This is a genomic window from Streptomyces sp. NPDC053542 (genome assembly GCF_044544685.1).
In the GTDB taxonomy this organism is placed as follows: Bacteria; Actinomycetota; Actinomycetes; order Streptomycetales; family Streptomycetaceae; genus Streptomyces.
In genome coordinates, this window is the sequence record NZ_JBITXL010000009.1 from 154,588 (window position 1) to 179,913 (window position 25,326).

The following is a 25,326-nucleotide window of genomic DNA, read 5'->3' on the forward strand; positions in this document are numbered from 1 at the left end:
GTGACCATCTAATGAACTCTTCGAGAAGCCGGCCGCGCCACGTGCCGCGTGCGCTCTCGTGAGGGTGAAAGGACCGAAGGATGACCGAAGCCATGACAGCCCCCACGGCGGCCCCAGCGGGCGCCGCAGAGGTCGCCGTCAGGATCGAAGACGATGCGAGTCCCATGGTTCGATTGATCGGCCGTACGCTGCGCGACTCGGCCCGGCTGGGACATGCGGTCGAGACCCTGCAGAGGCCGGCCGGCACCGTGGCGATCCGCTCCCACGACACACCCCAGGCCGCGACGATCAGCTTCGGTGAGAACGGCATCGACGTGGCCGGCGGCGTCCTGGCCGAGCCGGACGCGACCGTCACCGTCGACCTGAACGCGCGATTCGCGCCGGCCGAGGATTTCTCCGGTGATGCCGACCTGGCCGGGGGCGTCGTGCAGGCGCTCACGCCGCCCCTGCCGGGCTGGCGCGAGGCCGCTCAGCGCTTCTGGGAAGCGACGCGATCACTGCCGGGCATCCCCGACATGCTCATCGCGGTCACCGAAGGGCCCGAGGGCCTGGAGCAGGTCGTGCTGGGCGACGGCCCTGCGCAGTACCTGATCGCCGGAGCTCCCGAGACGCTCGCCGGGGTGTTCTCCGGTGCGGACGACCTTGTTGCGGTCCTGAGCTCGGGCGCGCTGGGGATTCAGGGCACTCTCTCCCAACTGTCGGTCATGACCGGCGCCTCCTGGAAGGTTCGTTACGATGTCTGAGCTCACGCAGCCCGTCACGGGCACCGGCCGTCCGGACTCCCGAGTGCGAGCTGTCCGGCTCGAAGCGACGAACCACGAGGGCTGCTTCCTCGGCAAGAATGTCGCGCCGGAAAAGTTCGCCTCGGGCAAGGACAGCGGCTTCGCCTTCGCCGACCTGCTGTTCGGCCTCGACCTCGGCAACGTCCCCGTCTTCGGTGCCGCCTACCCGGAATGGCGCGGCCACCTCGACGACGTGTACCTCCGGCCGGACCTGTCGACGCTGGTGGAGTGGCAGCCGGGTCTCGACTCGGTCATCGGCGACTACTGGCTGAAGGACGGCAGGCCGGTGCCGATCTGTCCGCGCAACCTCGTGCGAAAGATGATCGACCGGCTGGCCTCGCAGGGCTTCTCCGCAAAGGTCGCGGTCGAGATCGAGGCGACGGTGTTCGAGGAGTCGATCCACGAGGCACGCTCCCGTGGGTACCGCGACCTCACGCCTCTCGGCGGGTCTGCGGGAACGGCGTACCACCTCGCGAAGTCGAAGGACTGGACCGAGTACATGAACGCGGTCGCCGACCGTCTCGACGAGGTCGGCATCGCGTGGGAGGCATGGAGCGACGAGGACGCCGCCGGTCAGATCGAGCTCAACCTGGCGCCCGGCGATCCGATCGCCGTCGGTGACGCATGGGCGCGGACCCGCCAGATCATGCGCGAGGTCGCGTTCGAGCGCGGCCACACCGTGACCTTCATGGCCAAGCCCACCGCCGGCTACGGCCAGGCATCGCACATCAACCTCTCCCTCCAGCGCGACGGCATGAACGCCTTCTACGCGGAGGACGGCCCCTCGAAGACGATGCTGCACGCCATCGGCGGCCTGCTCGCCACGATCGAGGGCAACACCTCCCTCGTGCTGCCGCAGATCACGTCCTACCGGCGCCTGGTGGACCTCAGCGGACCGCCGGTCACCATCAGCTGGGGAATCAGCAACAAGACCACAGCCGTGCGGGCCGTCTGCGGACACCCGAAGTACTCCCGCCTCGAGTACCGGCTTCCGGGCGCGGACGCGAATCTCTACCTCGCGCTCGCCGGCGTGCTGGCCGGCGTCATCGCCGGTGTCGAGCGCAAGATCACCCCGCCGGAACAGGTCACCGACATGGCGTGGTGCCTGCCGCCGGGCCTGGGCATCGAGCGGATCCCGGACACCATCACGAAGGCGGCCGCGGCCCTGGACGCGGACCCGATGCTGCGAGAGCTCCTCGGCGACGAGTTCGTCGACTACTGGATCGCCTCGCGCAAGTGGGAGTGGATGCAGTTCCACACCGCGGGCGGCGATCCATTCGCCGAGCTCTCGGAGTGGGAGTCGACCCGCTACTTCGAACTGCCGTGAACGCGCCGCATGACGGTGCGGCCGCGGTGCGGCCGCTCATCGGCATCACCGGGCGGCGCTACCGGCTGGACCTGGTCAAGGGAGCGGACAGCCGGTACGGCGACCGGTGCACCGACAGCTACATGTCGGACTTCGCCGGCCGGATCGCACAGGCCGGCGGGCTCCCGGTGAACCTGACGTACGACACCGATGCGGCAGCGGTCTGCCACTGGCTGGCCGGCGTGGTGATCAGCGGCGGCCAGGACGTTCACCCGGCCTGCTGGGGCGGCGACGCGTCGGCGGTCCGCGACGTCGATCCGCGGACGGACCCGACGACGCACGACGTCGCACGGGACGAGTACGAGGTCGCCCTCGTCCGCGCGGCGCTCGAACGGGGGATACCCGTGCTGGGTGTGTGCCGAGGCATGCAGGTGCTCAACGTCGCACTCGGTGGAACCCTCGTCGCCGACCTTCCGCCGGGTGCCGTGCGCCACCTGTCGCCGGAGACCGCACCGACCGACGGCACGGCCGACCACAGCGTGGCGTTCGAACCCGGCTCGATCGTGGCAGCACTGTTCGGAGAACGGACAGTGACCAACTCCTGGCATCACCAGGCCGTTGACCGATGCGGTGCCGGCCTGGTCGTGACCGGCCGGGCGAACGACGGCGTCGTCGAGGCAGTGGAACTCCCGGGCGCCCCGGTCCTGGGAGTCCAGTGGCATCCGGAGTGGATGGAGAGCTCCGATCCGACGATGACATGGATCGTTGAGGAGGCGGCCGGACGGCTTCGGGATCACAGGTACGTCGACTCCAGGGACGTCGGCCAAGAGCAGAGGAGCTACCGGTGACCGTGAACGTGACAGCCGAACACGGGGCAGGCGCCCAGGCGCGGCGCCGACCGGTCGTGAGGCCCGATCAGATGGGGGACAACCCCTCCGTCCCGACCCTGACAGCGCTGCTGTCGCAGCGCGCACAAGAGTCGCCCGGCGGGGAGTTCCTGCGCTTCGGTGAATGGTCGTGGACCTTTGCCGAGATCGACAAGTGGACCTCCAGGCTGGCGCACCGACTGATCGAGCTCGACGGCGTCCAACCGGGCGACCGGGTCGCGATCATGCTCCCGAACGTCGTGCACTGGCCGGTCGTGTGGCTCGCTGCGCTCAAGGCCGGCGCGGTGGCGGTTCCGGTCAACTCCTCGTACCAGCGAGCCGATCTCACCTTCGTCCTCCGGGACTCGGCAGCGCGCGTCGTGGTCACCGACGCTGCGCGTGCCGGCCTGTTCGCCGAGGTCCTGGCGGCGGAGCCCGACCTGGCCGGGGTCCGCGTCGTCGACGTCGCCGACGACGGGTCGGAGCCCTTTCCGGCGACGGCTCCCACCGTGCCGGTCGACGCCGGAACCCTGGCGAACCTGCAGTACACCTCGGGCACGACAGGGTTTCCCAAGGCGTGCATGCTCACCCACGACTACTGGGTCCGGCTGGGCTGGATCTGTGCCGCGGCGACCGGGCTCGGGACCGACGACGTGCTCCTGACCGCGCAGCCTTTCTCCTACATGGATCCGCAGTGGAACACGGCGCTGGCGCTGACCATCGGGGCCCCGCTGGTGGTGTTGCCCCGGTTCTCCGCGTCGAGCTTCTTCGCCGACGTCCGCCGGCACCGCGCCACCTTCTTCTACGTCCTCGGATCGATGCCGACCCTGTTGTTCAAGCAGCCGCCGTCTCCCGACGACCGCGACAACGACGTGCGTCTCGTGCTCTGTTCGGGCATCCCCGTCGGACTTCATGCCCAGCTGGAGGACCGGTGGGGCGCCCCGTGGCGGGAGATCTACGGGATGACCGAGTCCGGAGTCGACCTGTTCAGCCCCTTCGACGACGTCGACGCCGTGGGAAGCGGAAGCCTCGGGCGCGCGGTCCCGTCGAAACAGGTCCGGGTCGTCGACTCCGTCGGGGCCGAGGTGCCCGACGGCGAGCCCGGTGAGTTGATCACCTCCGGCAAGCCGATGATGAACGGCTACTGGAACCGCCCCGAGGACACCGCCAGGGTGCTGCGCAATGGGGGTCCCCCCGGCAATGAGGGCGTAGCCGCCGGGGGAGGCTGGCTCCACACCGGCGACGTCGTGGTCCGCCGCCCGGACGGCGGCATCCAGCTGGTCGGAAGGATCAAGGACATGGTGCGCCGCGGCGGCGAGAACGTCGCGAGCGTCGAGGTCGAGGCCGCCCTCGAGCGGGACGACGCGGTCGTCGCGGCCGCGGTCGTCGCCGAACCCGACGAGACCCTCGGTGAGGAGGTCAAGGCATTCGTCCAGCTCGCGGAAGGCGTGCCGGCCGAGCGTGCCACCGCCGAGCAGATCATCGCCCGAGCCGGCAGGGAACTGGCGCGCTTCAAGGTGCCGCGCTACGTCGAATTCGTCGCCGACTTCCCCCGGACGCCGTCCGAACGTGTTTCGAAGCCCGCCCTGAAGGCCCGGGCCGCGGAGCAGCCCGGCGTGACGTACGACCTCGGTGCCCGGCGGAGCAAGTCCGTCTCTCGTGCCACAGCCGGCGGAGAATTCCTCGACGTCGACGTGGTCCGGGACGTCGCGGTGCTGACCCTGAGGCGCCCCGAGAAGCTGAACGCCCTCGATGTCGCCACCCGGCTGCGGCTGGCGAGCGTCATCCGGGAGCTCGGCACCGGCGAGAGCGTGCGCGGCATCGTGCTCACCGGGGAGGGCCGGGCCTTCTCGGCGGGTGAGGATCTCCGGAGTGCGCCGTCCACGGACGCCGAGTTCCGCGAGGCGTTCGAGAGCTTCCACGACATCACCCGGGCGATCCTGGACACACGGGTTCCCGTCATCGCCGCGGTCAACGGACTGGCGGTGGGCGGCGCTTCAGAGATCACGCTGTGCTGCGACGCGCGCATCGGAACGCCGGCGACGGAGTACTACCAGCCGGAGAACGCCCGGGGCATCACGATCTCGAACGCGTCCAGCGTGCTGCTGGGGCGCCTGGTCCGGAACCACGCGATGCGCCTGGTCCTCGGGTCCCCGCGCATCGGAGCCGACGAGGCCCTGCGGATAGGGCTCCTGGACGAGACCGTCGAGCCGGACCGCCTGGTGGGCCGGGCCATCGACACCGTCATCGAATGGACCCCCGAGGGGAGCACGACGGCCCTTCACCTCGCGCTCCTGCGGCCGCGGCCCGACGAGATCGAGCGGGCCTTCGCCCGTGAGGACGACGCCGGCCGGAAGGCATGGGACAGCGGGGTGCTCAGCGCCGGGATCCAGGGCTTCTGGAACGCCAGGAGCACCCGCCCGTAGGGCCCGGGAGCGGGCGGAACCCAGCAGCTTCATCAGACGCACGACAGAGGAGACGTCGAGATGATCGACACACAGGCCGCGGTACTCACCGCGGTCAACGAGCCGCTCGAGCTGACCCCGATCAAGGTGGACGACCCGGAACCGCACGAGGTGCGGGTCGCGGTCACGAACGTGGGGCTGTGCCACAGCGATCTCCACTACATGACCGGAACGGTGCCGACCGGTCTGCCGGTGGTGGTCGGGCACGAGGTGGCGGGCGTGGTCGAGGTGGTCGGTTCGGAGGTGACCGGACTGCGCCCGGGCGACCGCGTGGTCGGCGCGCTGACACCCTCCTGCGGCCGATGCGTCAACTGCGAGGCCGGTCGGTCGACCCAGTGCCAACGCGTCGAGGAGGTACGCCGCCGTCCGCGGCCCGCCTTCCGGACCACGAGCGGGCAGTCGATCGAACGGCTCGGTGACATCGGCGCCTTCTCCCGGCACGTCCTCATGCGTGAGAACGCGCTCGTCAGGCTCCCTGACGACGTACCACTGCATGTCGGCTGCCTGCTGGCCTGCTGCGTCATCACCGGCGTCGGTGCCGTCTTCCGCGGCGCCCGGGTCCGCCCGGGCAGCACGGTCGCGGTCATCGGCTGCGGCGGCGTCGGCTCGGCCATCATCCAGGGGGCCAGGCTCGCCGGAGCGTCCGCCATCGTCGCGATCGACCTGGACGACGCACGGCTGAAGGCCGCGCGGGGCTACGGCGCGACCCACGTCATCAACGGCGGCACAGCAGACGTGGTCGCGGAGTTGCACGCCCAGCTGGGCGACGGGGTCGACTACTCCTTCGAGGCAGTCGGATCGGCCCGCACCGCTGCGACGGCCGTGGCGGTGCTGCGCCCGACCGGTACCGCGTGCCTGGTAGGAATCGCCCCGGACGGCACCGAACTCAGCGTGCCGGCGTCCGACTTCTTCTTCGGCGAGAAGCGCCTCATCGGGTCCTACATGGGCTCGGGCCAGGCGCGCCAGGACATCGCCCAGCTCGCGCGGCTGTACCAGCAGGGGCGACTGCTGCTCGACGAGATGGTCACCCAGGTCATCCCGTTCAACGAGATCAACGAGGGCTTCGAGGCGATGAGATCGGGAGATGTGACCCGCATCGTCGTCGACCTCCAGTCCTGATCCACCAGCGATTGCAGAGGGACTCACATGCCGAATGCCGAGACAGCCATCCCCCAGCCGGTGAACTACATCGCCGACAGCTGGAGCGAGTGCGCCACGGTCCCGGACGCGTGGAACATCGATCCGAACACCCGCGAGCCGCTGCACCGGATGGTCACGACCGTCCCCGGGGACCTCGAGCGGGCGCTGCGGCACGCCGAGCGGGTCTACGAGGTCGGCCGGTGGGACGAGGACGCACGTCGCCGGCGCGCGGACGTCCTCGAGCGCGTCGCCGCGATCATCGAGACCCGGACCGAGGACATCGCCCGGACGGACTCGCTGACCAGCGGTACGCCGATCAGCGTCACGAGGAAGGTGGCGGCCTTCCTGCCCGCGAGGATCCGGTCCACGGCGGCCGACCTGGTGAACATCCCCCGGGTCAAGTCCCTGGCGGCGGGCGGCCGGGACGTCCGTCTGTACAAGGTCCCCTGGGGGCCCGCGGCGATCCTGACTCCGTGGAACGGGCCGAGTTTCATCCCGGCGGCGAAGGTCGTGAGCGCCGTGGCAGCGGGCTGCCCGGTGGTCCTGAAGCCGTCGGAGCATGCTCCGGGCAGCGCTCAGATCATCGTCGAGTGCTTCGTCGAAGCCGGACTGGCAAGCGGCGCCCTGCAGCTCGTGCACGGTGGTGGAGACGTCGGTGCCGCGCTGACAAGCGACCCGCGCATCAAGATCGTCTCCTTCACCGGGGGTCCCGGCGCCGGCCGCGCCATCGCGCGGTCCGCTGCCGAGGACTTCAAGGTCCTCCAGCTCGAGCTCGGTGGCAACAACCCCGCGCTCGTCCTGGAGGATGCCGACGTCGACGTGGCGGCCGACGGCATCTTCGACGGCATGACGAAGCTGAACGGCCAGTGGTGCGAAGGGCCGGGCAAGGTTCTCGTCCACCGGAGCCTCGCCGAGGCGCTGCGGGAAGCCCTGACCGAGCGCATCGCGAAGGTGGTCGTCGGTCACTCGCTGGACGACGACGTGGAGATCGGCCCGATCTCCAACGCGCCGCACTTCGAGACGCTGCAGCGGCGGGTCGACGGACTGCGAGACCTCGGCGCGACCATCCACCGGCCGGCCCGCCTCCCCGATCTCGACGGCTTCTTCCTTTCACCGACCATCGCGGCGGGAGCGGATCCGGCGAAGGCCACCGCCGAGCTGTTCGGCCCTGTCGTCTCCCTGCACGCCGTCGACTCCGACGAACAGGCGTTGCGTGTCGCCAACGCGAATCCGTCGGGCCTCGACGCCTACGTGTTCGGCACCGACACCGACCGCGCGATCGAGATCGGCTCCCGGCTTCTGTCGGGCGAGGTGCGCGTCAACGGAGCCAAGCTCGCCGACCTCGGTGACGACTCGGCCCAGAGCTTCTGGGGCCCGGCCGGCATCGGCGGCCACGGACCGGCCGAGTCGGTGCGCGTCTTCTGTGGCGACAGGGTCGTCGGCGTGGACTCGCCCGACCTCCCGTTGTGAGACCGCGAAACCACCCGGTCCGCGACTTCCGTGCCGGGTCAGCTCAGTGCCGCCGGCGCGGATTCGAGCCGAACCGCGAGCCAGCTGTCGAGTACTGACACGGTGACCTCCATGTGCTCCGTCGCGGCGGACCGGTCCCCGTACGTCAACCAGTTCAGGGCGAATCCATCGGCCAAGGTGGCAATGACATAGGCGATCTGATCGATGGTTTCCGCTTCGAGCGGATGGTCCGAGGCCGCGCCCCGCAGCGCGCTGCGCAAGGCATCAACGGCCTGGTTGTACACCCCGATACCGCGCTCTTCGTGCTGCCGCCGTGCCCAGCTGATGAGTTCCAGTGCCGTCGCCGCGAAGTTGGCCGATTCGAGGTAGCACTCCATGGCACCGCGCAGGAGCCGGCGGGCTGTCACGGTCAGGTCGGCATGCGGGTCACTGTCTTCGATGACATCGCGGAACTTGCCGGCCACGAACTTGAAGACGTCCGCGAACAGGTCCTCCTTGGAGTTGTAGCAGTAGTGCAGCGTCGCCAGGGGCGCCTGGGCCTGCTCGGCGATCCGCCGGGTCGTGGCGCCGTCGATGCCGTGGGTCGCGATGACTTCCACTGCCGCTTTGACGAAGTCGCTACGCCGTTCTGCGGCGGGAATTCGTGGCACGACTTCCTCCCCGTGTACGTGACATCCATCGAGTTGGACGCCTGATCAAGTCACCCCAAAGCCTAGCAGTTGGGTCGGCGGCCGATGGGTGTGGTCACGACCAGGACACAAACTTGGTCAAGCATCTTGATCGGATGACCAAGTCAACTCTAACGTATGAGGCGGATCACAAGCTCCGACTCGGCAGCACCCCAGTGCAAACAGGTCAGTTCCGGCCGAAGGGGCGTCCCCCTCGTGCGGTCAAGTCGCAGCAGTAACAGGAGGCATACGTGATAGCACGCTCCGTTACGGATGAGTCGAGTCTCCAGCCGGTCGGCGCCCGCCCGGGGGATCGCGGCCTCGGTCCGTTAGCCCAGGACGGCTAGCTCCATCGGTGCCGGGCCCCCGGCACACGGCTGACCACGAATCGGAGACGACCATGACAGAGATCAACAAGGCGGCCGGTCCCGCCCGCGAGGAGACGGCTCGCCCTGCGCCGAACAAGGGGGTGCTCATCGGCGTAGGCGCACTGCTGGTCGTCCTGACCAACGCCGTCATCTTCATCCTGCCGCCGCTCCTGCCGGTCATCCAGGCGCAGTACGGCCTCGCCACAGTGGCCGAGACCACGTGGCTCTACACGGCGCTGACCCTCGGCGGGGGAGCGGGTTTCATCCTGTTGCCGCGCCTCGCCGATCTGCGCGGCGACCGGAACGCCTCCGTGGCGGCGTCCGCGTTCCTCGCGGTCGGCGCGCTCATTCCGGCGGTCGGTGACTCCTATCCGACCCTTCTGGCCGGCTGCATTCTGATGGGCTTCGGTGGCGCGGCGCAGCTGCTTCCGCTCGGTTTCCTGCGTCGCAATCTCGGCGCGGACGGCATCACGGTGGGGGTCGCGGTGCTGGTCATCGCCACCGGTGTCGGCATCGTCGTCGGCATGATCGGCGGCGGCTTCATCGTCGAGAACCTGTCGCTGCGGAGCTTCTTCATCATCCTCGCTGCGGTGTGCGCGGCCACGACCGTCGCGTCGTACGCCACGATCCCCCACGCCCCGCCTGCCGAGCGCTCCGGCCGCATCGGAGTACTCGGCACAGTGTGGATGATCGCTTGGGTCGCGACGATTCTCCTGACTCTGACGCAAGGTCTCGTGTGGGGCAGCGCGGCACTCATCCCGTTGGTGGTCGGCGTCGTCGGTGGCATCGCCTGGGTGCGTGTCGAGCGCAGGTCGTCCTCGGCGGTGTTCGATGTCGCACTGATGAAGGCGCCGTTGGTCACCGCTTCGTGCGTGTGCATCGCGTTGTTCGCGGCAGTGAACTCAGCCTTCATGCTCCTGCTCAGCACGTACGCCCAGATCGTTCCTGCTGCTCTTCGGCCGGCGGACGCCTACGGCCTCGGGCTCAGCGCTCTGGAGACCGGCTTGCTCATGGCGCCCTTCGCGGTGGCGTTCATGGTCCGCGGCGCCGTGCTCGACCGCGCTCTGATCAACGGCCGTGGTGTGCCTGTCTTTGTCACCGGGGCGCTCATCAGCGCGGCGGGGCTGGCCTGGCTCGCCGTGGCGCACGACCAGCGGTGGCAGTACCTCGTGGGCGCTGCCGTCATGGGGCTCGGGTGCAGGATCGGCTACGCGGCCGGCTTCACCCTCGTGCAGGTGGCAGTGCCCGAGGAGAAGGCCGGAATGGCAGCCGCTGTCGCCGGCACGTGCATGGCCGTGGGTTTCGCCTTCGGCACGGCGCTGGTCAGCGGTGACCTCAGCGCCTCACTGGTTCCTGTTCCCGGAACGCACCAGGAGGTCGCCGCGGAGAGCCTGTACGGCACCGGCTACTGGCTTTCGGGCGCCCTTGCCCTGCTCGTCGTGGTGACCGTGCTGATCTCCCGCACCCGGGCCGGACGGCGCGTCAGAGCCGCTGCGTCCTGAACCAACCGTGTGCCGCGCCGGGCCGACCGGGCTCCAGCAGGCGAGAACTCACGACTCGACAACACGCCCTCGGCTCAGAGCCGAAGGCATGACCCCAAGGAACTGATGACATGAAAGAACTGCTCTTCCTGCTGGCCGATCTCTGGATGATCTTTGCCGGCTTCTACTGCGGATGGAAGTTCATCCGGCGCTACAACAACTACCTGCTCGGCCTGGAATGGATGGTCGTTGCCACGTCGGGCTCGAACTTCCTCCTCTGGTCGCTCCTCGGCGGAGACGAGGACAGCCCCCTGTACAGCGTCGCGTACTTCTTCGACGCCTTCTCGCGATCGGTCGGCATCACACTGATCCTCGTCATGGGCCTGATGAGCGTGACGCACCGGTACAAGCCGACCGTGGCGGTTGATGTCGGCGCGTTCGCACTGGCCATCGTTGCCGGGCTGTACCTCCAGCAGTTCCGCAGCCACGAGCTCCACGTCGGTCCCGCGACGTACTACGTGGTGGTCAACGTGCTCACGACGCTTTTCCTGGCCTACTTCTCGTGGCGGCTCTGGGGAATCGGCGCCAAGGGACTGGCCATCGGCGCCGGGCTGGCCACTGCCGCCGCTTCCGTGATCGCGATCACCTATGACTTCTTCCCGCTTCCGGGCGACGACGCGCACCGCACGCTCTTCTACTCCGCCGCGCTGGCCACCTGGGGAGTCCAACTGTTCGTGTACTTCCTCGCCTACGGCGCGTTGCACAAGCACAACGTGGCGACGGGCGCGGTACCGGCTTCGAGCGCACAGCGTGTTGCTCGGTCCTGAGCATCGCATCAAGGAGCAGAGAACTCACCACGAGGAGCAGCGAGATGACGACCGACAACGTGGAGTACACCAGCTTCAGCGGCTGGGTCGATCCACCCGCAGACGCCCTCCCGGCACTGGCCGACGACCTCACGTGTGATGTCGTGGTCGTCGGCGGCGGCCTGGGCGGCATGTCGACGGCGCTCCGACTGGCCGAGCGCGGTCAGGACGTGGTGCTGCTGGAGGCCGAGTTCTGCGGCCATGGGTCCAGCTCCCGAAACGCGGGCCAGTTGGCGGGTGCTCCGGGCGGCGACCTCCAGCTGCTGAATCTGCTCTTCCGTAAGAAGATGCCCGGCATGGTGCGGCTTGCGGAGCATGCCGCGCACTTCGTGGAGGACCTCATCACGAAGTTCGACATCGACTGCGACTACGAACCGACGGGCAACGTCTTCGCGGCGGTGTCGCGTGGCCAGATGGGCCGAGTGCGCCGTGTGGCCAAGATCCTTCGACGCGCCGGTGGTCACGTGGAACTGGGCACGAGCGAAGAGCTCGGAATCCCCCGTGGATTCCTCGGCGGGATGCGCGAGGTAATCGGCGGAATCATGAACCCCGGCAAGTTCACCCTGGGGGTGCGCCGGGCACTGCTCTCCTCGTCCGCGCGAGTCTTCGAGCAGACGAAGGTCAGCGATGTCACGCGCGACGGTGGTCAGGTCGTCCTCACCACTCCTCATGGGGAGGTTCGGGCGAACCAGGTGGTGCTGGCGACGAACGCCTTCGCCGGCGAGTGGGACATCGCTCCCAAGCGCCTCTCGGTGCCCATCTGGGTCATCGAGGTCGAGACCGAGCCGATCGACCCCGGCCGCCTGGCCGCAATGGGGTGGACCAGCCGCTCGGGGCTCGTCACCCAGCACGCCATCATGGAGAACTACCGGCTGACGTCGCGCAACACCATCGTGTTCGGCGTGCGACGGCTCGAGCGGGGCACGACCTACCCACTGCCGCGGAAGAAGCCGGATCCGGCGCTGGTCGAAGAACTCGCAGACGCCTTCGCGACGCGATTTCCGGCGCTGGCCGACGTCGCTGTGGACCGTGCGTGGGGAGGGTGGATCGCGATCACCTCGTCCTGGCTTCCGCTTGCCGGGCAGATCGACGACAACGTCTTCTACTCGATCGCGTGCAACGGCCACGGGCTGGCTCAGGCGCCGTACGTCGGGTCCCTCATCGCCGATCTGATCGTCGACGGCGAGCGGCACGAGGACTTGGAGACATTGTGGAGGAAGGAACCGAAGTTCCCTCCTCCGATGATGATGGGCCCACTGGGACTGCGCACCATCTGGGCCGTCGACCGTATCAACGATCTGGTCAACGGAAGCCGGCGCAACGCCCGACGAGGCTCGGTGCCTGTGGCCTGACCGTTCCATGACACTCCGGACACGACGCCGCTGTCGGCCTGGTGGACCACGGCGGCCTGCTCCCGCGTGCCGACCGCGCTGATGCGGCAGCTGAATGCCCTCCCCCTTCCTCACAAGAGAGTTCCGTGCGCTCCTACTACGCTCCGATGCCGCCCGATGAGCCGGCGACGGATGTCCGTCCGCAACGCGCTGAAATCCTCCGCCGAGCCGTGCACCGCGCCCAGCGGGTGTTCCTTGCCGTCAACGCGGTACCCCTCGCCGTCGGCATCGTGCTGTCCTGCGCCGCCGAGCTCGCCGCAGTTCCCGTGTACGGGCAGCTCACGCTGGGACTCGCCTGGGGAATCCTGCAGCTCGGCGTCTTCGCCGGCAGCGTCTGGTGGTACGAGAGCCAGGCGACGCGGGTGTGTGACCCCCTCGAACGGTCCCTGGCCTCCGGCGCGCCCGTGACCGGGGCGTCGGGTGTCTCGCCGGCCGACGAGTCCTGGCGGTGACGCGGTGGTCACGTACCTCCTGAGCTCGGGCCCGCACGACCCGATCGGTCCGGCGGCGAGAGGCCCGGTGCTGGTCGCCTTCCTCGTCTTCATCGGTCTGGCACTGCTGTGGGTGTTCACGCTGGCCACCCACGACGACCACCCGGAACGGCTGTACATCGCCGACCGGTCCCTCTCGCCGGTCTGCAACGGGTTCGCCATGGCCGGCGAGCAGATCTCCGTCCTCACGCTGTTCGCGACGACCGGGGCCATCGCGCTCTTCGGCTACGACGGGTACGCCTCCGCCGTCGACAGTGTCATCGCACTCGGTCTGCTGCTCCTCCTCGCTCAGAAGATCCGCGACAGCGGCCGCTACACGCTCGGCGACCTCTTCTCCCTCCGGGCATCCGGTGCGGCACCGCGCATCGCCGCGGCCGTGGTGACCCTCGCCATCACGCTTCCCATGCTCGTGCTCCAACTACGGGCCGGCGGCATCATCGTGGCCATGCTGATCGGCATGTCGACCGATGCGGCCCAGGTGCTGTGCACGGTACTGATGGGCGGGCTCGTCATCTTCTTCGCCGCCGTGACGGATCTCAAAGGCACCAGTCGCATGCACGTGGTCAAGGTGGTCCTCACCCTGGTGACGCTCGCGGTGCTCGTGGTGCTGTCCCTGAGGAGATTCTCGTGGGACGCCGGAAGCCTCCTCTCGGCCGCCGTGGACAAGAGCGCGGCGCCCGACGACTACCTCGGTCCGGGGCTGTGGGCCCACATCTCCAGCCTCGTACCGCTCAACATGATCAGCGATCACATCGTGCAGATCCTCGGAGCGGTCGCGATGCCGCATCTGATCCTGCGCGTGGCCGCGTCCCGCACCGGGCGCTCGGCACGGCGGTCCATGAGCATCGCCGGGGGACTGACCGGTGCCTACTTCCTCCTCCTGATCGCCACGGGCTTCGCGGCCGCGGCCGTGGCCGGCGGCCGGGGCATCGGCATGGTCGACCCCAACGGGCAGGCATCCCCGGTCCTGCTCGCCTCCCACGTCCTGCCGGACGGTTCCACCACGCGCGTCGCGCTGATCACCGCCGTGGCGTGTGTGGCTTTCCTGGTCGTCCTCACGACCGTGACGAGCGTGATGTTCGCGGCCGCCGTCTCCCTGGCCCACGATGTGTTCGCGCGCGCCGAGGGCTCTCGCGCCACCGGCCGGCAGGTGCGGGCGTTGCGTCCGGCCATCGTCGCCCTGGGGGTCCTGGGCCTGACGCTGTCCGCGGTGGCTCACCGGTATTCGGTCGAGTTCCTGGCCATCTTCTCGATGAGCGTCGCGGCGTCCTGCGTGGCCCCGGTGCTCGTGTACTCCTTCTTCTGGCAAGGGTTCAACCGCAGAGGGCTGTTGTGGTGCGTCTACGGGGGGCTGCTCCTGTGCACCGTCCTCACGCTGTTCTCTCCCACCGTCTCCGGGTCCGCGTACGCACTGCTGCCGGGCGTGAATTTCAACTGGTACCCGTTCCGCACCCCGGGCCTGATCTCCGTACCGGCGGCGTTCCTCCTCGGCCGGCTCGGTGTGCTGAAGGGGGCGGGCTCATGCCCGGCCCCTTCAGCAGTCAACTCCCTGGATGCACCGCGGCGTTAGCACCCGCGGTGCACCGGCACCCGCAGCGGTGCCCGGAAGGACAGCAGCCCCAGCATCGCGGGCTCCTCGTCAGTCAGGAGCTTGGCCTGGGGGAGCCATTGAGCGGCTGCGCGCAAGGCCACCGCCGCCTCGGTACGTGCCAAGGACGCCCCCGGGCAGCGGTGGCGTCCCGCGCCGAAGGACAGGTGATGCCTGGTGTTCCTACGGTGTGGGCACAGTCGTTCCGGCTCGGGAAACACCGCGGGGTCCGAGCCCGTGCCCATCAGCATCAACAGGAGTCCGGCGCCGGCCGGCAGTCGCGTGCCGGACAGCTCGGCCGGGTGGGCGGTGGCTCTGCGCCAGGTCGTCACGGGCGGCTCGCGCCGCAGGATCTCTTCCACCCACGCCTGCCCGAAGCTTTCCTCGGCAGCGGCCCGGGACCAGGCGCGCGGGTCGGAGAGGGTGGTGCGCAGTACCGTGGAGATCAGCTGCCCGGTCGTCGACTGCCCGGCGATGAAGACGAAGAAGCACACCGCCACGGCGGTGGGGGTGTCCAGCCGGGTGCCGTCCGGCAGCTGATGACCGTGCAGGGCCTCGACAAGACTGCCCTGCGGCGCGGCGCTGGTGACCTGTCCCCGCAGCCACCGGTAGAAGTCCGCGACCAGCTCCGCGAGGGGGAGCTGCCGCTCCGCCGACGGACGGCCGTAGAAGAGTTCCAGCGCCGCGTCGCTCCATTCGGAGAGTGCGGTGGGTGGCACGTTCTCGATGCCGAGCAGGGCCATCATCACCTGGCACGGCAGGAGCCTGGCGTACTCGGTGCCCAGATCGCCCGCCTCACCGCGGTCCAGGCGCTCCCGGATGCCCGTCAGCAGTTTCCGTGCCGTCTCCTCGATCAGCGGTACGGCCGCGGCCACCCGCTCGGCGTTGAAGAAGCGGGTCACCAGGCGGCGGAGCCCGGCGTGGCTGGGACCGCCGTTGTTGGCCAGGGCGGGCGGGAGCGCGAAACCCGCCCTGGCCAGGACGCGGAGCGCCGGCACCGGCAGCCGGGTGACCACGTGCTGGGCGTTGTCCGGGACGTACGTCACCGGGTCGAGCAGCACCTGCCGGACGTCCCTGTACCTGCTGACCAGCCACAGGCCGGTGACGGGATCGTGGTGCACCGGCGCATCGCGCCGCAGCGCCGCCAGTGCCGGAAAGGGGTCGGCCACGAACCGTGTGTCGAAGAGATCGAGGGAAACGAGGTGCTCCAGGAGCCCCGGGCCGTGCGTCACTTTCGGGGCCTCAGTCCTTGATTTCGCAGATGACGGCGCCGGCGGTGAGGGAGGCGCCGACCTCGGCGGTCAGGCCCTTGACGGTGCCGGAGCGGTGCGCGTTCAGCGGCTGCTCCATCTTCATGGCCTCCAGGACGACGACCAGGTCGCCCTCCTTGACCTCCTGGCCCTCCTCGACCGCGATCTTGACGATGGTGCCCTGCATGGGGGAGGCGAGGGCGTCGCCGGAGGCGGCGGAGCCGGACTTCTTGGCCGCCTTGCGCTTGGGCTTGGCGCCGGCGGCCAGCCCGGTGCGGGCCAGCGACATGCCCAGCGAGGAGGGCAGGGAGACCTCCAGGCGCTTGCCGCCGACCTCGACCACGACGGTCTCGCGGCCGGCCTCGGCCTCGGCCTCGTCCACGCCCGGCGCGGCGAACGGCTTGATGTCGTTGACGAACTCGGTCTCGATCCAGCGGGTGTGCACGGCGAACGGGTCCGCGGTGAACGCCTCGTCCTCGACCACGGCGCGGTGGAAGGGGATGGCGGTGGCCATGCCTTCGACGGTGAACTCCGCCAGTGCACGCCGCGCCCGCTCCAGGGCCTGCTGGCGGGTGGCGCCGGTGACGATGAGCTTGGCGAGCAGGGAGTCCCAGGCCGGGCCGATGACCGAGCCGGACTCGACGCCGGCGTCCAGGCGGACGCCGGGGCCGGCGGGGGCCTCGAACTTGGTGACGGTGCCGGGGGCGGGGAGGAAGTTGCGGCCGGGGTCCTCGCCGTTGATGCGGAACTCGAAGGAGTGGCCGCGCACGGGCGGATCGTCGTAGCCCAGCTCCTCGCCGTCGGCGATGCGGAACATCTCCCGGACCAGGTCCAGGCCGGTGACCTCCTCGGTGACCGGGTGCTCCACCTGCAGCCGGGTGTTGACCTCCAGGAAGGAGATCGTGCCGTCCTGGCCGACCAGGAACTCACACGTGCCGGCGCCCTCGTAGCCAGCCTCCTTCAAAATCGCCTTGGAGGCCCGGTAGAGCTCGGCGTTCTGCTCGGCCGTCAGGAACGGCGCCGGGGCCTCTTCGACGAGCTTTTGGTGGCGGCGCTGCAGGGAGCAGTCGCGGGTGGAGACGACGACGACATTGCCGTGCTTGTCGGCCAGGCACTGGGTCTCCACATGCCGCGGGCGATCCAGGTAGCGCTCCACGAAGCACTCGCCGCGGCCGAACGCGGCCACCGCCTCGCGGACCGCGGAGTCGTAGAGCTCGGGGACTTCTTCGAGGGTGCGGGCGACCTTGAGGCCGCGGCCGCCGCCGCCGAAGGCGGCCTTGATGGCGATGGGCAGGCCGTGCTCCTCGGCGAAGGCCACGACCTCCTCGGCGCCGGAGACCGGGTCTTTGGTGCCGGCGACCAGCGGGGCGCCGGCGCGCTGGGCGATGTGGCGGGCGGCGACCTTGTCGCCCAGGTCGCGAATGGCCTGCGGGGGCGGGCCGATCCAGATCAGCCCGGCGTCGAGGACGGCCTGGGCGAATTCGGCGTTCTCGGAGAGGAAGCCGTAGCCGGGGTGGATGGCGTCCGCGCCCGAATCGGCGGCGGCCGCAAGGACCTTGGCGATGTCCAGGTAGCTGGTGGCAGGAGTGTCACCGCCCAGGGCGTATGCCTCATCCGCGGCACGGACGTGCAGAGCGTCCCGGTCCGGGTCGGCGTAGACGGCTACGCTCCCGATTCCGGCGTCCCGGCATGCCCGGGCCACGCGGACAGCGATTTCGCCACGGTTGGCGATGAGCACCTTGGTCAGCATGCCGACTCCAACGGCTTGGCCGGCGACGCGAGCAGCCGGTCGACGCACTTGATGATCTCCTGCATTTTCTCCCCGGGAGTGAAGACGTCGTCGACGCCGATGGCCTTGAGCGTGCGGATGTCGGCAGCGGGAATGATGCCGCCGACAATCACGCGAACGTCGTCCGCGTCGTTTTCGATGAGAAGGTCCATCACCTTCGCCACGAGCGGCAGATGCGCGCCGGACAGTACGGAGAGCCCGAGCAGCGGTGCGTCCTCGGCGATGACCGTCGCAACGATCTGCTCCGGTGTCTGGTGCAGCCCGGTGTAGATCACCTCGTAGCCGGCGTCGCGCAGCCCCCGGGCGATGACCTTGGCGCCGCGGTCGTGGCCGTCGAGGCCGGGTTTGGCGATGACGACGCGAGCGCGCGGCGTCGGCGCTGCGCTGTCGCGGGGCGCCCCTTGGCGCAGGGTGTTCATGGATTCTCCGATCGGTGGCGGGTCAGCCCCGCCAGTAGGTGCGGGCCCATGCGGCCGGCCCCGGTGCGGGCAGGCGGTGGGTGCCGAGGCGGGCCGGGTCGGACCAGGAGTCCTGGCGGCCGGGCGCGGCGGGGGCGGTGTGTGCCGCCGCGGCGGCGCGGGCCTGGACCACTGCCAGGGTCGCGGCCAGCTCCTCCGGGGTGGGATTGCCCCGTACGACCTTGATCACAGTGCCTCCTTAGAGCGGGATGTTGCCGTGCTTCTTCGGGGGCAGCTGTTCGCGCTTGTTGCGCAGGGTGCGCAGGCCGCGGACGATGTGGCGGCGGGTCTCGGACGGCATGATCACCGCGTCGACGTAGCCGCGTTCGGCGGCCGCGTAGGGGTTGAGGAGGGCCTCCTCGTACTCGGCGATCAGCTCCTGGCGGCGGGCTTCCTGGGCGGCGGGGTCCTCGATGGCGGCCAGCGTGCGGCGGTGCAGGATGTTGACCGCGCCCTGCGCGCCCATCACCGCGATCTGGGCGGTGGGCCAGGCCAGGTTGAGGTCGGCGCCCAGGTGCTTGGAGCCCATGACGTCATAGGCGCCGCCGAATGCCTTGCGGGTGATGACGGTGATCAGGGGGACGGTGGCCTCGGCGTAGGCGTAGATGAGCTTGGCGCCGCGGCGGATGATGCCGTCCCACTCCTGGTCGGTGCCGGGCAGGAAGCCGGGCACGTCCACGAAGGTCAGGACGGGGATGTTGTAGGCGTCGCAGGTGCGCACGAAGCGGGCGGCCTTCTCGGACGCCTTGATGTCCAGGGTGCCGGCGAACTGCATCGGCTGGTTGGCGACGATGCCCACCGAGTGGCCCTCCACCCGGCCGTAGCCGGTGACCATGTTGGGCGCGTACAGCGCCTGGACCTCCAGGAACTCCCCGTCGTCCAGGACGTGCTCGATGACGGAGAGCATGTCGTAGGGCTGGTTGGCGGAGTCCGGGATGAGCGCATCCAGCTCGCGGTCGTAGTCGCTGGTCTCCAGGTCGGCCTCCTCGGGGAAGGCGGGCGGCTCGGAGAGGTTGTTGGAGGGCAGGTAGGACAGCAGCGCCTTGATGTACTCCACCGCGTCCTTCTCGTCGCCGGCCATGTGGTGGGCGACGCCGGAGGTGGCGTTGTGGGTGCGCGCGCCGCCCAGCTCCTCGAAGCCCACGTCCTCGCCGGTGACGGTCTTGATGACGTCGGGGCCGGTGATGAACATGTGCGAGGTCTGGTCGACCATGACCGTGAAGTCGGTGATGGCGGGGGAGTAGACCGCGCCGCCCGCGCACGGGCCGACGATCAGGGAGATCTGCGGGATGACGCCCGACGCGTGGGTGTTGCGGCGGAAGATCTCGCCGTAGGCGCCGAGGGAGACCACGCCTTCTTGGATGCGGGCGCCGCCGGAGTCGTTGATGCCGATGACCGGGCAGCCGTTCTTCAGCGCGAAGTCCATCACCTTGACGATCTTCTCGCCGAACACGCCGCCCAGCGCGCCGCCGAAGACGGTGAAGTCCTGGGAGAAGACGGCGACGGGGCGGCCGTCGACGGTGCCGTAGCCGGTGACGACGCCGTCGCCGTAGGGGCGGTTGGCCGCCATGCCGAAGTCGGTGGAGCGGTGCCGGGCGAACTCGTCCAGTTCGACGAAGGATCCTTCGTCCAGCAGCAGGTCGATCCGCTCACGGGCGGTCAACTTGCCCTTGGCGTGCTGCTTTTCCACGGCGCGTGCGGAGCCGGCATGCGTGGCTTCCTCGATGCGTCGCTGAAGATCCGCCAGCTTGCCCGCGGTGGTGTGGGTATCGATGTCGCTCACTGGTTGCTCCACTGGGTTTTTGCTGGTCAGAAGGTGTCTACGGGGACGTGCACGCCCCAGACGTCGCGCAGGGCGTGCGCGATCTCGCCGCCGGTTGCGCGCAGCGCGAGAGCTTCACGCATGGTGGGGAGGACGTTGTCGGACCCGGCCGCGGTGGTGCGCAGCTCGTCCAGGGCGCGGCGGACCGCCTGGTTGTCGCGCTCCTTCCGCAACGCCGCCAGCCGCTCGCACTGGTCGATCTCGATCTGCGGGTCGACCCGCAGCGGCTCGTACGGTTCCTCCTCCGCGAGCTGGAAGCGGTTGACGCCGACGACGGTGCGCTCCTGGTTGTCGATCTCCAGGGTGGTCCGGTAGGCGGACTTCTCGATCTCGGACTTCTGGAAGCCCTGCTCGATGGCGTGGACCGCGCCGCCGCGGTCCTCCACCGCTTGGATCAGCTCCAGGGCCGCCGCCTCGACCTCGTCGGTCATGGCTTCGATCGCGTACGAGCCCGCGAAGGGGTCCACGGTGGCGGTGACATCGGTCTCGTACGCGATGACCTGCTGGGTGCGCAGGGCGAGCCGGGCGGACTTGTCCGTGGGCAGCGCGATGGCCTCGTCGAAGGAGTTGGTGTGCAGGGACTGGGTCCCGCCGAGCACGGCGGCCAGCGCCTGGACGGAGACGCGGACCAGGTTGACCTCGGGCTGCTGGGCGGTGAGCTGCACTCCGGCGGTCTGCGTGTGGAAGCGCAGCATCTGCGACTTGGGGTTCTTCGCGCCGAACTCCTCGCGCATGATGCGGGCCCAGATGCGGCGGGCGGCACGGAACTTGGCCACCTCTTCCAGCAGCGTCGTGCGTGCCACGAAGAAGAAGGAGAGCCGGGGCGCGAAGTCGTCGATGTCCAGGCCGGCGGCGAGGGCGGTGCGGACGTACTCCTTGGCGTTGGCGAGGGTGAACGCAATCTCCTGCGCGGGCGTGGCTCCGGCCTCGGCCATGTGGTAACCGGAGATGGAGATGGTGTTCCAGCGGGGGATCTCGCGGTGGCAGTACGCGAAGATGTTGCTGATCAGTCGTAGCGACTGCTGGGGCGGATAGATGTACGTGCCGCGGGCGATGTACTCCTTGAGCACGTCGTTCTGGATCGTGCCGGTGAGCTTGCCGCCCGGCACGCCCTGTTCCTCGGCCACCAGCTGGTACAGCAGGAGCAGGGTGGCGGCCGGGGCGTTGATCGTCATGGACGTCGACACCTGGTCCAGCGGCAGGCCGTGGAACAGCGTGCGCATGTCGTCGAGGGAGTCGATGGCGACGCCGACCTTGCCGACCTCTCCTGCGGCCACCGGCTCGTCCGAGTCGTGGCCCATCTGCGTCGGCAGATCGAAGGCGACGCTGAGCCCGCCGGTGCCGGCGTTCACCAGCTCGTGGTAGCGCGCGTTGGACTCCTTGGCGGTGCCGAATCCGGCGTACTGCCGCATCGTCCACGGCCGGCCGGTGTACATCGACGGGTACACGCCGCGGGTGTACGGGTACCGGCCTGGCTCGCCGAGCTTGGCCTGGGCGTCGAATCCCGCCAGCGATGCGGCGTCGTAGACCGGTTGGATCGGCAGACCGGACTCGGAGTGTGCGCCGGAGCCCATGGCAAACCCTTCTGTGGAACGCAATTCCATAATGACGGTACTCAGTACCGTCATGGGTGGCAAGTGGCCTGTGACCGGCAACGCACGAAAGGATGGGCGACCATGAGCAAGCCATCTGCCCGCGCCCGCCTCGCCGACGCCGCCCTGACGCTGTTCGACGAGCGCGGCTACGAACAGACCACCGTCGACGACATCGCCGAGCGCGCGGGTGTGGGGCGCACCACCTTCTTCCGGCACTACCGTGCCAAGGAAGAGGTGATCTTCCCCGACCACGACCGGCTGCTCGACGCGATCCGCGACCGCCTGGCCACCTCCAGCCACAGCACGGCGCTCGTCGCGGTCTCCGAGGCGGTGCGCCTGGTGCTCCTCCACTACCTGGAGGAGGGGGAGCTCGCCCGCCGCCGCTACAAGCTGACCAGTACCGTGCCCGCGCTGCGCGACCGCGAGATCGCCAGCGTCGCCCGCTACCAGCGCCTCTTCCGCGAATTCATCTCGGACTGGATGGGCGATTCGGCGCAGACCACCTCGCTGCGCGCCGAGCTCATGGCCGCCGCTGTCGTCTCCGCCCACAACCACGTACTGCGTCGCTGGCTGCGCGGCGAGGCGGGCGATCCCATGGGCGAGGTGGACGAGGCCATGCGCGAGGTCGTCTCGCTGTTCCCGGCGCCGGGGGCCGGGCCCGAGTCGGCGGATGCGGGAACCACCGTCGTCGCCTTCCGCACCGGGCGCGACTTGGACGCGCTGCTCCCGGCCCTGCGCAGGGCGCTGGACGACGCGGACTGAGGAGATCGCCGACGAGGGAGGGAACGCAGCGGTTTCCCTCAGGGTGCTGAGAGGGCACCAACCAGGTCCAGCGCATCGTCATGGCCCGCAACCTGCCGTAACGGCGCGGAGGCAGCCGATGACCACCGCGGCAGCCGATGAGATCCGCGACGTAGGTGTGGTCGGAGGCGGTCCGATGGGGGCCGGCATCGCCACCGCAAGAACGCGAGAGCAAGGGATTTCTGCGGCACCCCTCAGCCGGCTCGCCGGAACGACCGGAGATCCGGCGGACAAGGCAGGCGCCGTATTCAAGGCTCCAGCATCAGATCCAGTGGTACTTCCTGCCCAAGCCGGATCTCTGCCCAGATGGTCTTGCCCTGGCGGCTGTAGCGAGTGCCCCACATGTTGGTGAGCTGCGCCACGAGGAAAAGGCCCCGTCCTCCTTCGTCCTCGTTGCCGGCGCGGCGGAGATGCGGAGAGGTGTGGCCTCCGTCCGAGACCTCGCAGATCAGCGTGTGGTCGACGGCACGGAGCAGGCGCAGGGAGACCGGGGGGCGGCCGTACCGGATCGCGTTGGTGACGAGCTCGCTGACGACCAGTTCGGAGACGAACGCCGCCTCGTCGAGCCCCCATTCCTCCAGTTTCCCTCGGACGAGCGCACGGGCCCCGGCCACCTCGGCCGGGTCGGGGTCGACGTGCCAGAGCGCCGTGCTGTCCTCGGGGAAGGCGTGGACGCGTACCAGCAGCAGTGCGGCGTCGTCGTCGGCGGATCCCTGGACACGCAGAGAGACGATCTCGTCGCACGCTTGCTGCAGGGACCCGGTCGAGGCGTCCAGTGCGCCGCACAGGTCCGCCACTCCCTCGTCCACGTCCCGGCTCCGTGCCTCGACCATTCCGTCGGTGAACAGGGCGAGCGCAGTGCCCTCGGCGAATTCGAACTCCTTGCTCTCGTAAGGCAGCCCACCGATGCCGAGCGGGAGTCCTGTCGGCAGGTCGAGCGCTTCGGCTCGCCCCGCTCCTGCCCCGCGGCCGGTGGCGACCGGCGGGAGGTGGCCCGCGCTGGCCATGGTGCATGTGCAGGAGGTGGGGTCGTACACGGCGTACAGGCAGGTCGCCCCCAGGGCCCTGTCCGTTGCCTCGTCGCCCGGTGTCCGGTGGATTCCCACTCGTGCCTGACTCACCAAGTCGTCGAGCCGGGTCAGGAGTTCGTCCGGCGACAGGTCCAAGGCGGCCAGCGCCCGCACGCTCGTGCGCAGCCGTCCCATGGTGGCCGCGGCATCCACCCCATGCCCCACCACGTCGCCGACCACCAGCCCGACCCGGGCGCCTGACAGCGGAATCACGTCGTACCAGTCGCCTCCGACGCCGAGAGGGCCGGTGGTGGGGATGTAGCGGTGCGCGAACTCGATTCCGCTCGGTTGCGGAAGCCCCCGCGGGAGGAGGTCGTGCTGCAGCTTCAGCGCCGTGGTGTGCTCGCGGATGTAGCGGCGAGCGTTGTCCACGCACACGGCGGTGCGCGATGCCAGTTCTTCGGCGAGCGCGCGGTCCTCCTCGGTGAAGGGCGTATGGGACGGCTGCCGCAGGAGGGTGACCGTGCCGAGCGCGGTGCCGCCGAGGAGCAGAGGCAGGGCGAGCAGGCGTCCGTGCTCGGTGATCGGCCGACTGCCGATGACACCCAACATCGGATCACTTTGCACCACGCAAGGATCGCTCTTGGTGTGCTCCGCCGTGAGCCGCAGCCCCGCCGGCGCACCGGATGCCGAGGGCGGGGCTTCTTCTCCCACCAGTACCGACTCCGCGACCTCGATCCGTACGGAGTCGGCGAACTCCGGAACCACGAGCTCTGCGAGTTCCCGCACCGTTTGCCTGATGTCGAGCGTGGTACCGATCCCGCTGGCCCGGCTGAGCAGTGCCAGGCGAGTCTGGGCCTCGTAGCGTTCCGTGATGTCGACGGCCGCCTCGCAGACGCCCAGGGGGCGGCCCTCGTCGTCCTGCAGACGGAAATACGAGCACGAGTAGACCTGGTAGCGCTCCGAGGTGGCGGGGGTGGGCCCGCGCCAATGGAGATCGAGCACGGCCTCGCCGGTGCGCAATACGTGCTCCAGCACCTCCTCCATGTCGCGGTACCCCGGAGGGGAAAGGATGGTGCCGTGCGGATAGAGCACGCTGTCGGGCTGTCCCACCCATTCACCTGAGTGCCAGCCCATCTCCTTCTGCACGAGCTCGTTGACCCAGATGAGGCGGAGATCAGGGCCGTAGACGCCCAGCCCCACGGGCGCCTGTGTGAAGAGGCCGGACAGCACCGACTGGTCGGTCATCCACTCCCGGTAGGGGCCGCCGGGCGCCGCCATCACCACCCAGGCGGGCCGTCCCCGTTCCTGCTCCACCGGAAAGACGCGGAAGACCGTCTCCACCAGCGACCCGTCCGGGCGTCGGACGGTACGGCTCTCGGTCCGGACCGAGCCGGGCGCCGGTGCCCCCGCTGCCTCGAATTGCAGCGTGTCACCCTGGGCTCGAACATCTCCCAGGACCTCGCGCACCGAGCGGCCGAGCACCTCTCGGGCGTCGGCACCGTAGAGATCGCGAGCCGCGGGACTCCAGCCGATCACCTTCCCGTGCGCATCCACCATGATCATCGCTGCTGTGGTCATGTCGAAAGGGTTCTGATGACCGGTCTCGCGTGATGCATGCATTGTGGCCATGTGACCTGCCCATGACTGGAATGTCTGAGATCAAGGCTACGCCTGGACGTCTCGGTACGCCTTAGCTGCAGGTCATCGCCATCGCCC

General features: G+C 69.4%; 20 protein-coding genes. 12 read left to right on the forward strand and 8 right to left on the reverse strand.

From position 1 onward, the window contains the following. The first annotated feature begins 80 nt into the window (after positions 1 to 80). The 6 genes from ACIGXO_RS25160 to ACIGXO_RS25185 all read left to right on the forward strand — a co-directional run bounded on the left by ACIGXO_RS25160 (position 81) and on the right by ACIGXO_RS25185 (position 8,029). Positions 81 to 743: a hypothetical protein gene (locus ACIGXO_RS25160; RefSeq protein WP_399791017.1), complete on the forward strand. Its 663-nt coding sequence runs from the start codon at positions 81 to 83 to the stop codon at positions 741 to 743. Then, on the forward strand, positions 736 to 2,109 hold the full coding sequence (locus ACIGXO_RS25165) for a glutamine synthetase family protein (protein ID WP_399791020.1): 1,374 nt from the start codon (positions 736 to 738) through the stop codon (positions 2,107 to 2,109). The genes ACIGXO_RS25160 and ACIGXO_RS25165 overlap by 8 nt, the downstream gene beginning before the upstream one ends. Next, positions 2,106 to 2,936 carry a gamma-glutamyl-gamma-aminobutyrate hydrolase family protein gene (locus ACIGXO_RS25170; RefSeq protein ID WP_399791022.1) on the forward strand — a complete coding sequence of 277 codons (831 nt, stop codon included), beginning with the start codon at positions 2,106 to 2,108 and terminating at the stop codon, positions 2,934 to 2,936. Before ACIGXO_RS25165 ends, ACIGXO_RS25170 begins: the two co-directional genes overlap by 4 nt. A gap of 71 nt (positions 2,937 to 3,007) precedes the next feature. After that, a complete protein-coding gene (locus ACIGXO_RS25175) occupies positions 3,008 to 5,380 on the forward strand; it encodes an AMP-binding protein (RefSeq protein ID WP_399791025.1) in 2,373 nt (790 codons plus the stop codon). A 60-nt stretch (positions 5,381 to 5,440) separates the two neighbouring features. Beyond that, complete coding sequence (locus ACIGXO_RS25180; protein WP_399791028.1) at positions 5,441 to 6,538, forward strand: Zn-dependent alcohol dehydrogenase; 1,098 nt, start codon at positions 5,441 to 5,443, stop codon at positions 6,536 to 6,538. 27 nt (positions 6,539 to 6,565) lie between these two features. Beyond that, positions 6,566 to 8,029, forward strand: coding sequence for an aldehyde dehydrogenase family protein (locus tag ACIGXO_RS25185; protein WP_399791031.1), 1,464 nt, complete (start codon positions 6,566 to 6,568; stop codon positions 8,027 to 8,029). Positions 8,030 to 8,067: 38 nt separating this feature from the next. Here ACIGXO_RS25185 and ACIGXO_RS25190 read toward each other — a convergent pair whose 3' ends face one another. Then, complete coding sequence (locus tag ACIGXO_RS25190; protein ID WP_399791034.1) at positions 8,068 to 8,679, reverse strand: TetR/AcrR family transcriptional regulator; 612 nt, start codon at positions 8,677 to 8,679, stop codon at positions 8,068 to 8,070. Between the two features lie 418 nt (positions 8,680 to 9,097). Here ACIGXO_RS25190 and ACIGXO_RS25195 point away from each other — a divergent pair, with 418 nt between their 5' ends. The 5 genes from ACIGXO_RS25195 (at position 9,098) to ACIGXO_RS25215 (ending at position 14,864) form a co-directional block, all read left to right on the forward strand. Further along, a complete protein-coding gene (locus ACIGXO_RS25195; RefSeq protein ID WP_399791037.1) occupies positions 9,098 to 10,567 on the forward strand; it encodes an MFS transporter in 1,470 nt (489 codons plus the stop codon). Positions 10,568 to 10,677: 110 nt separating this feature from the next. Then, complete coding sequence (locus ACIGXO_RS25200; RefSeq protein WP_399791041.1) at positions 10,678 to 11,373, forward strand: transporter; 696 nt, start codon at positions 10,678 to 10,680, stop codon at positions 11,371 to 11,373. A gap of 44 nt (positions 11,374 to 11,417) precedes the next feature. Further along, positions 11,418 to 12,764: an NAD(P)/FAD-dependent oxidoreductase gene (locus ACIGXO_RS25205; protein WP_399791044.1), complete on the forward strand. Its 1,347-nt coding sequence runs from the start codon at positions 11,418 to 11,420 to the stop codon at positions 12,762 to 12,764. 209 nt (positions 12,765 to 12,973) lie between these two features. Further along, a complete protein-coding gene (locus ACIGXO_RS25210; RefSeq protein ID WP_399791048.1) occupies positions 12,974 to 13,255 on the forward strand; it encodes a hypothetical protein in 282 nt (93 codons plus the stop codon). Between the two features lie 4 nt (positions 13,256 to 13,259). Beyond that, complete coding sequence (locus tag ACIGXO_RS25215) at positions 13,260 to 14,864, forward strand: transporter (RefSeq protein WP_399791050.1); 1,605 nt, start codon at positions 13,260 to 13,262, stop codon at positions 14,862 to 14,864. Here the strand turns inward: ACIGXO_RS25215 and ACIGXO_RS25220 are convergent. From ACIGXO_RS25220 to ACIGXO_RS25245, 6 genes are read right to left on the reverse strand one after another with little or no spacing between them, the layout of a single operon-like run. After that, the gene (locus ACIGXO_RS25220) at positions 14,861 to 16,114 is read right to left on the reverse strand and encodes a cytochrome P450 (RefSeq protein WP_399791053.1); all 1,254 of its coding nucleotides are present in this window, start codon (positions 16,112 to 16,114) and stop codon (positions 14,861 to 14,863) included. The two genes, ACIGXO_RS25215 and ACIGXO_RS25220, sit on opposite strands and share 4 nt — an antisense overlap. 10 nt (positions 16,115 to 16,124) lie before the next feature. Further along, positions 16,125 to 17,879, reverse strand: coding sequence for an acetyl/propionyl/methylcrotonyl-CoA carboxylase subunit alpha (locus tag ACIGXO_RS25225; protein ID WP_399791563.1), 1,755 nt, complete (start codon positions 17,877 to 17,879; stop codon positions 16,125 to 16,127). Then, positions 17,876 to 18,340 (reverse strand): cobalamin B12-binding domain-containing protein, encoded by a 465-nt coding sequence (locus tag ACIGXO_RS25230; protein ID WP_399791056.1) that lies wholly within the window; start codon positions 18,338 to 18,340, stop codon positions 17,876 to 17,878. Before ACIGXO_RS25230 ends, ACIGXO_RS25225 begins: the two co-directional genes overlap by 4 nt. Positions 18,341 to 18,362: 22 nt before the next feature. Further along, positions 18,363 to 18,569 carry an acyl-CoA carboxylase subunit epsilon gene (locus ACIGXO_RS25235; protein ID WP_399791059.1) on the reverse strand — a complete coding sequence of 69 codons (207 nt, stop codon included), beginning with the start codon at positions 18,567 to 18,569 and terminating at the stop codon, positions 18,363 to 18,365. A 9-nt stretch (positions 18,570 to 18,578) separates the two neighbouring features. Further along, positions 18,579 to 20,162: an acyl-CoA carboxylase subunit beta gene (locus ACIGXO_RS25240; RefSeq protein ID WP_399791062.1), complete on the reverse strand. Its 1,584-nt coding sequence runs from the start codon at positions 20,160 to 20,162 to the stop codon at positions 18,579 to 18,581. A gap of 26 nt (positions 20,163 to 20,188) precedes the next feature. Continuing rightward, positions 20,189 to 21,775 carry a methylmalonyl-CoA mutase gene (locus ACIGXO_RS25245; RefSeq protein ID WP_399791065.1) on the reverse strand — a complete coding sequence of 529 codons (1,587 nt, stop codon included), beginning with the start codon at positions 21,773 to 21,775 and terminating at the stop codon, positions 20,189 to 20,191. 102 nt (positions 21,776 to 21,877) lie between these two features. Here ACIGXO_RS25245 and ACIGXO_RS25250 point away from each other — a divergent pair, with 102 nt between their 5' ends. Continuing rightward, positions 21,878 to 22,558, forward strand: a complete 681-nt coding sequence (locus ACIGXO_RS25250) for a TetR/AcrR family transcriptional regulator (RefSeq protein WP_399791068.1) — start codon at positions 21,878 to 21,880, stop codon at positions 22,556 to 22,558. A 287-nt stretch (positions 22,559 to 22,845) separates the two neighbouring features. Here ACIGXO_RS25250 and ACIGXO_RS25255 read toward each other — a convergent pair whose 3' ends face one another. Then, positions 22,846 to 25,239 carry a SpoIIE family protein phosphatase gene (locus tag ACIGXO_RS25255; protein WP_399791071.1) on the reverse strand — a complete coding sequence of 798 codons (2,394 nt, stop codon included), beginning with the start codon at positions 25,237 to 25,239 and terminating at the stop codon, positions 22,846 to 22,848. Positions 25,240 to 25,326: the final 87 nt, after the last annotated feature.

Coding starts and splice junctions, on each gene's coding strand:
- ACIGXO_RS25160 (WP_399791017.1), top strand. CDS start 81: ATGACCGAAGCCATGACAGCCCCCACGGCGGCCCCAGCGGGCGCCGCA.
- ACIGXO_RS25165 (WP_399791020.1), top strand. CDS start 736: ATGTCTGAGCTCACGCAGCCCGTCACGGGCACCGGCCGTCCGGACTCC.
- ACIGXO_RS25175 (WP_399791025.1), top strand. CDS start 3,008: ATGGGGGACAACCCCTCCGTCCCGACCCTGACAGCGCTGCTGTCGCAG.
- ACIGXO_RS25180 (WP_399791028.1), top strand. CDS start 5,441: ATGATCGACACACAGGCCGCGGTACTCACCGCGGTCAACGAGCCGCTC.
- ACIGXO_RS25185 (WP_399791031.1), top strand. CDS start 6,566: ATGCCGAATGCCGAGACAGCCATCCCCCAGCCGGTGAACTACATCGCC.
- ACIGXO_RS25195 (WP_399791037.1), top strand. CDS start 9,098: ATGACAGAGATCAACAAGGCGGCCGGTCCCGCCCGCGAGGAGACGGCT.
- ACIGXO_RS25200 (WP_399791041.1), top strand. CDS start 10,678: ATGAAAGAACTGCTCTTCCTGCTGGCCGATCTCTGGATGATCTTTGCC.
- ACIGXO_RS25205 (WP_399791044.1), top strand. CDS start 11,418: ATGACGACCGACAACGTGGAGTACACCAGCTTCAGCGGCTGGGTCGAT.
- ACIGXO_RS25230 (WP_399791056.1), bottom strand. CDS start 18,340: ATGAACACCCTGCGCCAAGGGGCGCCCCGCGACAGCGCAGCGCCGACG.
- ACIGXO_RS25245 (WP_399791065.1), bottom strand. CDS start 21,775: ATGGGCTCCGGCGCACACTCCGAGTCCGGTCTGCCGATCCAACCGGTC.
- ACIGXO_RS25250 (WP_399791068.1), top strand. CDS start 21,878: ATGAGCAAGCCATCTGCCCGCGCCCGCCTCGCCGACGCCGCCCTGACG.
- ACIGXO_RS25255 (WP_399791071.1), bottom strand. CDS start 25,239: ATGGCCACAATGCATGCATCACGCGAGACCGGTCATCAGAACCCTTTC.